General features: G+C 62.4%; 11 protein-coding genes. 1 reads left to right on the top strand and 10 read right to left on the bottom strand.

Going from position 1 to position 12,138, the window contains the following annotated elements; genetic code table 11:
• Window positions 1-15: 15 nt before the first annotated feature.
• From ATY02_RS15395 to arnB, 9 genes are read right to left on the bottom strand one after another with little or no spacing between them, the layout of a single operon-like run.
• Window positions 16-1,641 (bottom strand): ArnT family glycosyltransferase, encoded by a 1,626-nt coding sequence (locus ATY02_RS15395; protein ID WP_068587274.1) that lies wholly within the window; start codon window positions 1,639-1,641, stop codon window positions 16-18.
• The gene (locus tag ATY02_RS15400; protein ID WP_068587272.1) at window positions 1,642-3,006 is read right to left on the bottom strand and encodes a UDP-glucose dehydrogenase family protein; all 1,365 of its coding nucleotides are present in this window, start codon (window positions 3,004-3,006) and stop codon (window positions 1,642-1,644) included. It lies immediately after the preceding gene.
• On the bottom strand, window positions 3,003-3,416 hold the full coding sequence (gene arnF / locus ATY02_RS15405) for a 4-amino-4-deoxy-L-arabinose-phosphoundecaprenol flippase subunit ArnF (RefSeq protein ID WP_068587270.1): 414 nt from the start codon (window positions 3,414-3,416) through the stop codon (window positions 3,003-3,005). Before arnF ends, ATY02_RS15400 begins: the two co-directional genes overlap by 4 nt.
• Window positions 3,413-3,757, bottom strand: a complete 345-nt coding sequence (gene arnE / locus ATY02_RS15410) for a 4-amino-4-deoxy-L-arabinose-phosphoundecaprenol flippase subunit ArnE (protein WP_068587268.1) — start codon at window positions 3,755-3,757, stop codon at window positions 3,413-3,415. Before arnE ends, arnF begins: the two co-directional genes overlap by 4 nt.
• A complete protein-coding gene (arnT, locus tag ATY02_RS15415; protein WP_068587266.1) occupies window positions 3,754-5,403 on the bottom strand; it encodes a lipid IV(A) 4-amino-4-deoxy-L-arabinosyltransferase in 1,650 nt (549 codons plus the stop codon). Before arnT ends, arnE begins: the two co-directional genes overlap by 4 nt.
• Entirely contained in the window at window positions 5,400-6,284 is an 885-nt protein-coding gene (arnD, locus tag ATY02_RS15420) for a 4-deoxy-4-formamido-L-arabinose-phosphoundecaprenol deformylase (RefSeq protein ID WP_068587264.1), read from the bottom strand. Before arnD ends, arnT begins: the two co-directional genes overlap by 4 nt.
• Window positions 6,284-8,290 carry a bifunctional UDP-4-amino-4-deoxy-L-arabinose formyltransferase/UDP-glucuronic acid oxidase ArnA gene (gene arnA, locus ATY02_RS15425; protein WP_068587262.1) on the bottom strand — a complete coding sequence of 669 codons (2,007 nt, stop codon included), beginning with the start codon at window positions 8,288-8,290 and terminating at the stop codon, window positions 6,284-6,286. The genes arnD and arnA overlap by 1 nt, the downstream gene beginning before the upstream one ends.
• Complete coding sequence (arnC, locus tag ATY02_RS15430; protein WP_068587260.1) at window positions 8,287-9,306, bottom strand: undecaprenyl-phosphate 4-deoxy-4-formamido-L-arabinose transferase; 1,020 nt, start codon at window positions 9,304-9,306, stop codon at window positions 8,287-8,289. Before arnC ends, arnA begins: the two co-directional genes overlap by 4 nt.
• A 5-nt stretch (window positions 9,307-9,311) precedes the next feature.
• On the bottom strand, window positions 9,312-10,451 hold the full coding sequence (arnB, locus tag ATY02_RS15435) for a UDP-4-amino-4-deoxy-L-arabinose aminotransferase (protein WP_068587258.1): 1,140 nt from the start codon (window positions 10,449-10,451) through the stop codon (window positions 9,312-9,314).
• Window positions 10,452-10,896: 445 nt separating this feature from the next.
• Between arnB and ATY02_RS15440 the strand changes: the two genes are divergently transcribed.
• A complete protein-coding gene (locus tag ATY02_RS15440) occupies window positions 10,897-11,838 on the top strand; it encodes a site-specific integrase (protein ID WP_068587294.1) in 942 nt (313 codons plus the stop codon).
• A 10-nt stretch (window positions 11,839-11,848) separates the two neighbouring features.
• On the opposite strand, the gene ATY02_RS15445 is transcribed toward ATY02_RS15440, so the two are convergent.
• Window positions 11,849-12,061: a FecR/PupR family sigma factor regulator gene (locus ATY02_RS15445; protein WP_068587256.1), complete on the bottom strand. Its 213-nt coding sequence runs from the start codon at window positions 12,059-12,061 to the stop codon at window positions 11,849-11,851.
• Window positions 12,062-12,138: the final 77 nt, after the last annotated feature.

A 12,138-nucleotide genomic window follows, 5' to 3' on the forward strand; every position in this document is an offset into this window, starting at 1 on the left:
CGCCGCGCAACGACTTCAGGGTTGCGCGGTCGCCGCCTTGGGCAGGTGCAGCAGGACGAAGTCGTTCTTGTCGAAGCGAGCACTGAGCACGGGCTCCAGGTGAGCCAGGGCCGTACCTTCAAGACTGGCCAGGTCGCTCTGATCGAGGATGATCCACGCCGGTCCGCTGATCTGGGCCAGGGCCTGGGGCTGATCGGTGAATTGTGGTTGCAGGTCCTGGTCGAGGTTGACCATGAACTTGATCGCCTTGGCATCCTTGCCCATGCGATGGAGGATCACCGGGGCCGGGTCCGCCTCGATCAACTGCAGGGCTGCATGGCTGAAGGTGCGGGTGTCGTAGAGCCGGTGCTCGACAGGCTCGTAAACGCCGATATAGCAAGCCCAGATCGCCAGGACCGCGCTGTAGGCCAGGCCCACGGCCCGCCATTGGCGCTTGAACAGCAAGGCCAGGGACAGCAGTTGCAACAGGCCAAGCACCACCAGCATCGGCGTGAGGTGGGTGAGCTGTTCGGGGAACTTGCGCCGCAATACCACCAGGCCGACCATCAGCAGGCCCGGTAGCAGCAACCACAAGCCCTGGATCAGGCCACGCAGCCAGGCCATGATTCGAGCGCTGCCAGCCTGGAACGGATAGGCCGCGACAATGGCCGCCATGGGCAGCATCGGCAACAGGTAGCGGGCCTTCTTCGCCTGGGGAATCGACAGGCCGATCATCACCACCAGGGCCGCTGCGGTACACAGGCGCAGTAGCTTCAGGCCAGGCCCCGGCTCTGCCGGGCGCGATAGCAGCACGGCGACCCAGGCCAGGATCGCCAGCGGATAGGCCAGGGCGTAGTTGCCCAGGGAACTGGTGAAGTAATAGAGGACGTCGCTGGAGCCTTCGCTGCCGTCCATGCGCCCCATGAACTGCATGCGGATCACGTCGTCGACGAAACCCTGGCCGCCACTGAGCTTGGCCAGCCACAGCAGCAGGGCGATGCACGCCACCAGCAACCCCAGGGCGCTGAAGCCAAAGCCGAACAAGCGACGCCACTGGCCGCCCAGCAGGTAGTAGCTGCACAGCATGCCGGTGGGGATCACCAGGCCGATGGGGCCGCGAATGGCAAAGCCCAGCACCAGCAACAGCAGGATCCAGCCCAGGCGCCGGGGCGCCGCGAAATGGTCGTGGGCATAGCCCAGGTAGAACACGGTGAGTGAAACTGCCGCCAGCATCTGGTCCAGGGAGACCGCGCGGGTTTCACTGATAAAGGTGTTGCTGAGCAGCAACAGGGCGACGCTCAGCAGGGCCCAGGTACGGGAGTAGGAGGCCAGCAGCCGGTAGACCAGGCTGACGATCAGCGCCGAGGCGATGGCCGTGGGCAGCCAGGCGGTGAGGCTGGTGACCTGCCCGTTGGGCAGCGAGAACAACCACACCAGCAGCGTCGAGGCGCTAGTGTAGTCGGCATAGGGCTCGCCATAGGTCGTGGGGAAGAACCCCGGCCCATGGCGTAGCATTTCCTTGGCGAACAGGAAGAAACGGGAGTCGAAGCCGATCGCCGATTGATGATCGGCGCCGACGCAGAACAGCAGCAAAGTCAGCAGCCCCAGCCCCAACGATTGCCAAAGTAGTGTGTTCGCAGGGGAGCTGGAGTGCGTGTTCATTCAGGCCTCGGCGGACCACTGCTGATGAGGGATCGGCAGATTGCGCGACTCGCCACGACCGATCGGGAAGTAGGTGAAGCCATTGCGCGCCAGGCGTTCGGCGTCATATAGGTTACGGCCGTCGAAAATCACAGGCGCCTTGAGGCGCTGTTGGATCAGGTCGAAGTCCGGAGCCTTGAACTGCTGCCACTCGGTGCAGATGATCAGGGCGTCGGCACCGTTGAGTACCGACTCCGGGGTGCCCATCAGCAGCAGGCGAGACTCATCCGGATACAAGCGCTGGGTTTCCTGCATGGCTTCCGGGTCGAAGGCGCGGACTTCGGCACCGGCGGCGAACAATGCATCGAGCAGCACCCGGCTTGGGGCGTCGCGCATGTCGTCGGTGTTGGGCTTGAACGCCAGGCCCCACAGGGCGAAGGTCTTGCCTTTCAGGTCGCCCTTGTAGAAAGCCTTGATACGCTCGAACAGCTTGTGCTTCTGCCGTTCGTTGATGGCTTCCACTGCTTGCAGCAGGTCGCTGGAGCAATGGGCTTGCTCGGCACTGTGGATCAGCGCGCGCATGTCCTTGGGGAAGCACGAACCGCCATAGCCGCAGCCAGGGTAGATGAAGTGGTAGCCGATACGAGTATCGGCGCCGATCCCCAAGCGTACCGATTCGATATCGGCGCCCAGGTGTTCGGCCAGTTCGGCGATCTGGTTGATGAAGCTGATCTTGGTCGCCAGCATGCAGTTGGCGGCGTACTTGGTCAGCTCGGCGCTGCGCAGGTCCATGAACATGATGCGGTCATGGTTGCGGTTGAACGGTGCGTAGAGGTCGCGCATCACGTCGCGTACTTCTTCGCGGGCGCAACCGATGATGATCCGGTCCGGGCGGCGGCAGTCGGAAACCGCCGAGCCTTCCTTGAGGAATTCCGGGTTGGAGACGATATCGAATTGCAGTGGACGGCCGTCCAGGGCTTTCTCGATGTGGGCCTTGAGGGTGTCGCCGGTGCCGACTGGCACGGTGGATTTCTCCACCAGGATCAGCGGCTGCTCACGGTGACGGGCGACGGCATCGCCCACCGACAGCACGTAGCGCAGGTCGGCCGAGCCGTCTTCGCTCGACGGCGTGCCAACGGCAATGAACAGCACCTGGCCATGCTGTACCGCGAGTTTTTCGTCGTTGGTGAAGTGCAGTCGCTTGGCTTCGAGGTTTTCCTTCACCAGGCTTGCAAGCCCGGGCTCGAAGATGCTCACGTGTCCTTGTTGCAGCTGTTTGACCTTTTGCTCATCGATGTCCATGCAGATGACATCGTGGCCGACTTCAGCCAACACGGCAGCCTGTACGAGGCCGACATAACCACTTCCAAATACACTGATTTTCATGGGGTATTCCTGGGACTTGTCGCGGGTGCAGATCGAGAGTTGATGGTGATGACCCCGAGGATGACCAAGGCCACCCCGAGGGTTTTGGAAAGCGTGAAAGGTTCGTTGAACAGCGGCAGGCTGGCGGCTAGCAGGTAGACCAGTGCATAGCTGATGCTCAACAGCGAATAGGCCCGGCCCAGCGGCAGGTCGCGCAGGGCCAGCAGCCAGCAGAGCATCGACAGGGCATAGGCGCAGATCGCCGCGATGACCACGGCCAGGGCGGCCAGATCGACTGTGCCGTTGCCCAGGGCGTCCAGCCACTGCTGTGGCGTGGGCAGGCGAGTCATACTCCAGCGCATGGCCAGTTGTGCGCCACTGACCAGCACCACGCTGCCCAGGGCGAAGATGAATCCCTTGGCCCGGCTCATGCGTGACGCCCCAGCAGCACTACGCCACCGATCACCAGGGCGACACCGAGCCAGTGGCGGCGATCGATGTGCTCACGGAACACGAAACGGGCGATCAGGGTGATGAACACGAAATTCAGGCTGAGCATCGGGTAGGCCACGCCCACCTCCATGCGCTGCAGCACCAGCAGCCACACCAGCAGGCCCAGGCCGAGGCTGAACAGGGCCAGCCACAACCAGCCCGAGCGCAGCTTGGCCACCACGGTCGATGGCTGGTCGCGCCAGCTTTCAACGGCAAATTTCTGTGCCACCTGGCCCAGGCAGGTCAGCCCGCAGGCCAGGAGTAGAAGCAACAGGCTCATGGCTGGCTCTGGGGAATGATAAAAATCACGATGTTGCCCTGGGCATAACGCTTGGCATCCGGTGGCAGCAGTTGGACTTCATGCTCCTCGTCGCGGCTCTTGACCCGCATGACCACGCCTACAGAGCCTTGCTTGCGGGCCTCGGCTATCCACGGTTGGACCTGGTCCAGGTTGACCTTGCGCTGGGCCGAATCGTCATAGGCCAGGCCGTATTTCAACTCGCCCTCGGTGTTGTACAAGGTCACATCGCTGCGGCGCAGGCGCCAGGCCAGGGCCGAGGCCGCGCCAAGGTCGTTGCTCAGCAGGTGCTTGGCTTCGTTCAGTTCACCAACGTGATCGATGATGAATTGGTCGGGAATCTTGTTGTAGACCACCGAATTGGGCAGGGCGGCCGGGGCCAGGGCCGCCAGCAGGAAACTACCCAGGGCTGGAGCCGCCCACAGGGTCAGCGGACGCATGGCTTGCAGCAGGTTGCTGAGGATCCAGCCCAGCAGCAGGACGTAAACCAGCACCAAGTGCTGCGGCTCGTCCACATACACCGGTTTTTTCAGCTGGAAGTACACCAGCGCCAGCAAACCCAACAGGCCTGCCAGCAGATTGAGCAAGCCGTTGAGGCTGATGATGCGTGTCTGCTTGGCACTCAGGCGATCCATCAGGGTATTGCCCATCAGCAGCGCCAGCGGTAGCAGGCACGGCAGGATATAGGCGGGCAGCTTGCCCTTGCTCAGGCTGAAGAAGGCCAGTGGCAGCACCAGCCACAGCAGCAGGAAGCCGCTACTGCCCAGGCGTCGCTGGCTCCAGGCCTGTTTGAAGGTTGCAGGCAACAACATGACCCAAGGCACACTGAAGGCCACCAGCAATGGCAGGTAGTACCACCATGGCGAGGCATGCTGGGCATCTTCACCGGCGAAGCGGCGAATATGCTCGTGCCAGAAGAAGAAGCGCCAGTAGTCCGGTTCCTGGGCGTGCACCGCCAAGGCCCAGGGCAGGCTGATGAGGATGGCAACGAGTACGCCGATGCCACCCAATACCAGCAGCGATTTCAGGCGTTTTTGCCAGATGGCGTAGGGCAGGGCCACCAACACTGGCAGCAACCAGGCCAGGAATCCCTTGGTCATGAAGCCCATGCCGCAGGCCAGGCCCAGGACTATCCAGGCCAGCAGCTGCCCGCGGGAGGTCTTGCAGTCGAACGTGAACCACAGCGCAACCAGGCTCAGGTTGACCCAGAAGGTGAATTGCGGGTCGAGGTTGGCGTAGCCCGCCACCAGCGCCATCACGGTGAAGCTCATGTACAGCACGGCGCTGGCCAGGGCCTTGCGCGGATCGTTCCACAAGCGCATGGCCAACAGGTAGGCCAGGACCACGCTCAGTCCGGTGCTCAGGGCTGACGCCACGCGTACCCCGAACAGGTTGTCACCGAAAACGGCCTGACCAATGGCCATCATCCAGTAACCCGCCACCGGTTTTTCGAAATAGCGAATCCCCATGAAATGTGGCGACGCCCATTGACCGCCATGGAGCATTTCCTGGCTGATCTGCGCGTAGCGGGTTTCATCGGGAATCCACAGGCCGTGGGTAGCCATGGGCAGGAGGTAGAACAGGCCGAAAGCGATCAGCAGCAGTGACAGGGCCCAACGTCTGGTCATGCTCCTTGCACTCCCAGCCAGCCTTCGCGGCCTTCCAGAGCACCGCGTACCACCTGGCCTGCCGGCAAGCTGGAGATGTCCGCCGGGAGCATGTCTCCCAGGGGCTGGAAATGAATGTCGCGCTGCTTGGCACTGGCCAGCAGCTGGCGGAAGTCATTGGCCATCAGAATCCCTTCTACTTCGGCGTGGATGGTGTAGACATTGAGCTTGCCTGGCTTGAACCGGTCGAGGATGAAAGCGTTGAAATCAGCACTCGAGACCACCGGGCCGACGACTTCGTCGAAGGTCGGCAGGTCTACCGGAATCTGTGGCGCGCCCAGGCCGCCGTCCGCCAAACGTGGCTGGAACAGGCTCTGGCCGCGGCAATCGCTGTTGTAGCGAAAACCGAATTGTTGCTTGGCTTCGATGACCCGCTCATCGGCACGCCAACCGGCAGATGCCGAGCAGCTCACCGCTTGCCCGAGAATATCGTTGAGGCTGTCGACGCCACGGCGGATCTGTTCGATCAGCTGTGCCTGGCTCCAGCGCCCGGTGTTGGCCTGCCAGCCGTGGTGATCCCAGGCGTGCAGGCCGACTTCGTGTCCGGCAGCCAGGGCCTGGCGCATCAAGTGCCCCAGGTCCCGGCCAATGGGTTTGCCTGGCCAGGCGGTGCCGGCCAGGAGAATGTCCCAGCCATACAGGCCGGCAGCATTGGACCGCAGCATTTTCCAGAGGAACTGCGGACGGATCAGGCGCCACAGGTGGCGCCCCATGTTGTCCGGCCCGACGCTGAAGAAGAACGTGGCTTTGACCCCGGCTTCATCCAGCGACTCGAGCAGCCGTGGCACCCCCTCCCGGGTGCCGCGGTAGGTATCGACATCAATGCGCAGACCTGCCTGCATCAGCGTGCTTCTTCTTTGGCGCGATCGGCGATTTCCAGCATGGCTTCGCGCAGGAAGAAGTCCAGGGTGTTGCCGATGGTTTCGCTCATTTCCACGGTCGGTTCCCAGTTCAGCAGGCGCTTGGCATTCTCGATGCTTGGCTTGCGGTGCTCCACGTCCTGGTAGCCCGCGCCGTAGAAGGCCTTGCTTTCCACTTCGCGGAAACCGGCGAACGGTGGGAAGTTGCCACGCAGCGGGTGGGCTTCGAACTGGCGCAGCAGCTCTTCGCCCAACTGGCGGATGCTGGCTTCGTTGTCCGGGTTGCCGATGTTGACGATCTGGCCGTTGCAGCAGTCGTTCTCGTTGTCGACGATGCGGGCCAGGGCCTCGATGCCGTCAGCGATGTCGGTGAAGCAGCGTTTCTGCTCGCCACCATCGAACAGGCGGATCGGGGTGCCTTCCACCAGGTTGAGGATCAGCTGGGTGATGGCCCGGGAGCTGCCGATACGTGCCGAGTCCAGGCGGTCCAGGCGCGGGCCCATCCAGTTGAATGGACGGAACAGGGTGAAGTTCAGGCCCTTGGCGCCGTAGGCCCAGATCACGCGGTCCAGCAGTTGCTTGGAGACCGAGTAGATCCAGCGCTGCTTGTTGATCGGGCCGACGATCAGGTTGGAGTTGTCTTCGTCGAAGTTCTTGTCCTGGCACATGCCATAGACTTCCGACGTCGACGGGAAGATCACCCGCTTGTTGTACTTCACGCAGTAGCGAACCAGCTTCAGGTTCTCTTCGAAGTCCAGCTCGAATACGCGCAGTGGGTTACGGGTGTATTCGATCGGGGTGGCGATGGCCACCAGCGGCAGGACCACGTCGCACTTCTTGATGTGGTACTCGATCCACTCGGAGTGAATGCTGATGTCGCCTTCGACGAAGTGGAAGTTCGGGTGGCTGCGCAGGCGCTCGATGGCGTCGCAGCCGATGTCCAGGCCATAGACTTCGTACTTGTCGTCGCGCAGCAGGCGCTCGGACAGGTGGTTACCGATGAAGCCGTTGACGCCCAGGATCAGTACGCGGGTACGACGTGGCTTGCGGCCGGACTCGGCGCCGCGCAGCAGCGAACCGTCCACCAGGCCCAGCTCGTTGGCCAGTTGCGGGCCGCTCAGGTACAGGCCGTTGGCGTTGCGCTGGCCGGAGGTGATGACCAGGGAGTCTTCGCCACAGGCGATGCGCAGCGGATCGACGCTGATGACCCGGCCCGGGGCCTGGCCTTCGTTGCCCTTGGCCACTTCGGCGCTCCAGACGATCAGCTTGTGTTCGCCGACGGCGCAGAAGGCACCTGGATAAGGTTGGGTCACGGCACGCACCAGGTTGAACAGCTCCTCGGCTGGGCGCTTCCACTCCAGCTTGCCGTCCGCAGCGGTACGACGACCGTAGTAGCTGGCCTTGGATTCGTCCTGGGCGGTTTCGCTGACCTTGCCCTGGGCCAGTGCCGGCAGGGTGTCGTGCAGCAGGCTGGCAGCGGCGTCACGCAGCTTGTGGTGCAGGCTCAGCGCCGTGTCGCTGCGCTCGATGGCTACGCGTTCCTGGGCGATGATCGCACCGGCATCGGCGCGCTTGACCATGCGGTGCAGGGTCACGCCGGTCTCGGTTTCGCCCTTGACCAGGACCCAGTTCGCAGGTGCGCGGCCACGGTAGTGCGGCAGCAGGGAACCGTGCAGGTTGAACGCGCCCTTGCTGGCGGTGGCCAGCAGCTGTTCGCTCAGCAGGTTGCGGTAGTAGAAGGAGAACAGGTAGTCAGGGTTGAGCTTGGCAATGCGCTCGATCCACAGCGGGTGGTTGGCGTCTTCCGGGGCGTGTACGGCAATACCCTTGCGTGCGCACAGTTGTGCGACGGAACCGTAGAAGGTGTTTTCCTTCGGATCATCGGCGTGGGTGAATACCGCAGCGATCTCATAACCTGCGTTGAGCAGGGCTTCGATGCCAGCACAGCCAATATCGTGGTAGGCGAAGACAACAGCTTTATTGCTCATGGGGAAACCTGATCAGTATGGGTGGAAGTTAAACCGTCGACAGTCACGGTCGGGGCGGGTGCCGCCGGCTGACTGCGCAAGACTTTTTCGATGAAGAAGCGCGGGCGGGCCCGCACGTCGCTGTACATGCGTCCCAGGTATTCGCCCAGAAGACCCATGCCGATGAACTGGCCGCCGGTGAACACGAAGAGCACCGCGAACAGCACGAAGTTACCGTCGCCGGCCCAGGTGGCGCCGAAGATCAAGCGCAGGATGATCAGCAGCATGGCGAACAACGCACCCAGACCGGCCATGCTGAAACCGATGATGCTCAGCAGGCGCAGGGGGGTGGTGGTCATGCAGGTGATCAGGTCGAACATCAGATTGACCAGGCGCATCGGGCTGTACTTGGAGTCGCCGTGCTCGCGCTCGGCGTGCTCCACCAAGACCTCGGTGGTGTGCCGGGCGAAGCTGTTGGCCAGGATCGGGATGAAGGTGCTGCGTTCGGTACAGGCCAGCATCGCGTCGATGATGGTCCGGCGGTAGGCGCGCAGCATGCAGCCGTAGTCGCTCATGGCCACGCCAGTGGAGCGTTGCACCGCCATGTTGATCAGCTTCGATGGCCAGCGGCGGAAGGCCGAGTCCTGGCGGTTGTTGCGCACGGTGCCGACCACGTCGTAGCCGAGCTCGGCCTGGGCCACCAGGCGCGGGATTTCCTCCGGCGGGTTCTGCAGGTCGGCATCGAGGGTAATCACCACGTCGCCGCGGCACTGCTCGAAACCGGCCATGATCGCCGCGTGCTGGCCGTAGTTGCGATTGAGGATGACCGCCACCACCGGGCTGCCTTCGCGTTCCGCGGCGGCTTGCAGGATATTCGCCGACTCGTCGCGACTGCCGTCGTCCACCAGGACGATTTCAAAGTCGTGCTTGAGCAGGCGGCAAGCCGCTTCGGTACGTCGCAACAGCTCGGGAAGGCTCTGTTCTTCGTTGTAGACCGGGATGACGATCGACACGAACTGAATGGGATAAGGTTTCAAGGGTTTCAGTCCAGGAGGTTTTCAATGGCGCCGGCAACCCGCTCGACATCGTCGAGTGTCATGTCCGGAAACAGTGGGATCGAGCACAGTCGCGCAGAGTTCCATTCGGTATGTGGCAGGTGCACATCCGGGAAGCGCTGGCGGTAATAGGTATGCATGTGGGTGGCGATGAAGTGGATACCCGTGCCGATGTTCTGCTCCTGCAGGCCTTTCATGAAGGCTTCGCGATCCAGGCCGCAGCGCTCGGCGTCGATGCGCAGGATGAACAGGTGCCAGCTGTGCTGCTGCGGGTACTGCGGCACGTGCAGCGGTTGCACCGGCAGGCCGGCCAGACGCTCCAGGTAAGCCTTGGCCAACACTTCGCGGCGGGCGTTGATCTGGTCCAGGCGCTGCAGTTGCACCAGGGCGATGGCGGCATTCATGTCCGCCAGGTTGTACTTGAAGCCGGGTTCGATCACCTGGGCCTGGGGCTTGCGACCATGGGTCAGGCGGTCATAGGCATCCACGCCCAGCCCGTGGAACTTGAGCATGCGCACACGGTTGGCCAGGGCTTCGTCGTCGCTGACGAACATCGCGCCTTCGGCGCATGTCATGTTCTTGATTGCATGGAACGAGAAGATCGCCGTACCCCGGGCACCGATCTCACGACCTCGGTAGGTCGTGCCGGCCGCGTGGGCGGCGTCCTCGATCACGGCGATGCCGTGCTTGTCGGCCAGGGCATACAGTGGATCGAGGTCGAAGGCTGCACCGGCATAGTGCACCGGGATAATGGCCTTGGTCTTGGGCGTGATGGCGGCTTCGATGGTGGCTGCGTCGCTCATCAGGGTGTCGGGATCGACATCGACGAACACCGGGGTAGCACCCAGCAGGCAGATCATGTTGGCGGTGGAGACCCAGGTCTGGGAGGGGGTGATCACCTCATCCCCCGGACCGATGCCCAAGGCCAGCAGGGTGATGTGCATGGCGCCGGTGGCCGAGGACAAGGCCACGGCATGGCGGGCGCCGACACGTTCGGCGAAGAGCTGCTCGAGTTCCTGGTTTTTCGGGCCGGTGGTGATCCAGCCGGAACGCAGAACCTGCTCTACAGCAGCAACCTCTTCATCGCCAATACTCGGGCGCGAGAAAGGAAGGAAAGCCTGGTTCATGGTTACCTCGGGTTACAGAATACGGGGTGTAGCGAGCGAACAACGGTTCATGGAACGCGGGGAGGTCAAGCAGTCATCAGGCGCATCCAGTTGATTGAGCCAGCGTGGCATTCCATGCAGCAAATGAGTAAAGACTAAGTTTGTGAAAAGTAAATGTGGATCAAGGTGTTATCTTTGCAACCTGCGAAAGGACTGCACTAAGACCCTTGGCCGTCGGTGGCTGAGATTAAGCGGAAAAATGTGAAACGAATATGAAAAATAAGGTAAAAGTCCGTTTTTCTGCGAGCCAGACAGGCAGGGTTCAGTTTTTTGTTAATTTTGTTCATCAATTGGCTGTAACCGCCAGTTTTAGCGGGTTTAAGGCGAGCAGAAAAGGGTGCAACCCAGGGATTTTTCGCAACTGGCCAAGGCGCTATCAAGTGCAACCGGTTTGTTACATATGTCCATGACTGCGCCCATCGAACAAGCCAGCGAAAACATCGGCGCGACCAATCCCTTGAGCCTGTACCTGGCGCGATTGGCGCCCTCCAGCCAGTCGACCCTGCGTTATGTGTTGCAGGACGCGGCCGACCGCCTGGGGTATGAGGACATGAACCTGGAGGACATCCCCTGGCACCAGCTGCAGCCGGAGCATGTCACCGCCCTGGTCGCGACCTTGCGTCGCGATGGCTACGCCCCCAATACCTCTTCGCTGTACGTCAATGCCCTGCGCGGAGTCATGAACGAGGCCTGGCGGGCCAGCCTGATCAGCCAGGATCATCTGCTCAAGATGCGCTCGGTAAAGCCCATCGCCGGCACGCGCCTGGGGCGCGGCCGCAACCTGCGACGTTCCCTGATCCAGGACCTGATGGGCGTGTGCGCGGCGGATCCGCGACCCCAGGGAGTGCGTGACGCGGCGATCATCGCGGTGCTCTATGGCTCGGGCATGCGCAAGTCGGAATCGGTGAACCTTGACCTGGCCCAGGTGGACTTCGACCAGCGCAGCCTTGAGGTGCTGGCCAAGGGCAACAAGCAGTTGATCAAGTACGCGCCGGCCTGGGCCTTCCACAAGCTGCAAGCCTGGCTCGACCTGCGCCGCGAATGCCTGCCCGAGGGGCAGGCCGATGATCCGTTCCTGTTCAATCGCATTCGCCGCGGCGGCCATATCACCCGTGAACGTATCAGCAAGCATGCCATCTACTACATCGCCCGGCAGCGAGGAGCCGAGGTGGGCGTGCGGATCATGCCCCATGATTTTCGTCGTTCGTTCATTACCCGGGTGATCGAAGAGCATGACCTGTCGATCGCCCAGAAACTGGCCCACCACACCAATATCCAGACCACCGCCAGCTATGACCTGCGCGACGACAACGAACGTCGTCGCGCCATCGACCGTTTCGACCTGTAATCCGCCGGCCTCAGGCTGCCGACGTGCCAGGGACGAGCTGGCCGGTCAGATCCCAGACTTCCAGCATCCTGGAGTACTCACAGGCGTGGCTCGGGTCGCTCAGTAGCCAGTCCTCGAAGGCCTGGCGTTCCGCGAGGCTGCAGTCGTCCTCGCGCAGGCGGATGCACCAGTGGGCCGCCTGCATCATTACGTACTCGTCTGCTGCGCTGGCAGGCTCGGTCATTGTTCAATCCTTGTTCAAAGTGGAGCTCACTGCGCCCGCCATGGGCGGGTATCGCGCCAGTATCAGGCCCAATCGCG

This window comes from Pseudomonas sp. BIOMIG1BAC (genome assembly GCF_001705995.2).
Classification (GTDB): domain Bacteria; phylum Pseudomonadota; class Gammaproteobacteria; order Pseudomonadales; family Pseudomonadaceae; genus Aquipseudomonas; species Aquipseudomonas sessilinigenes.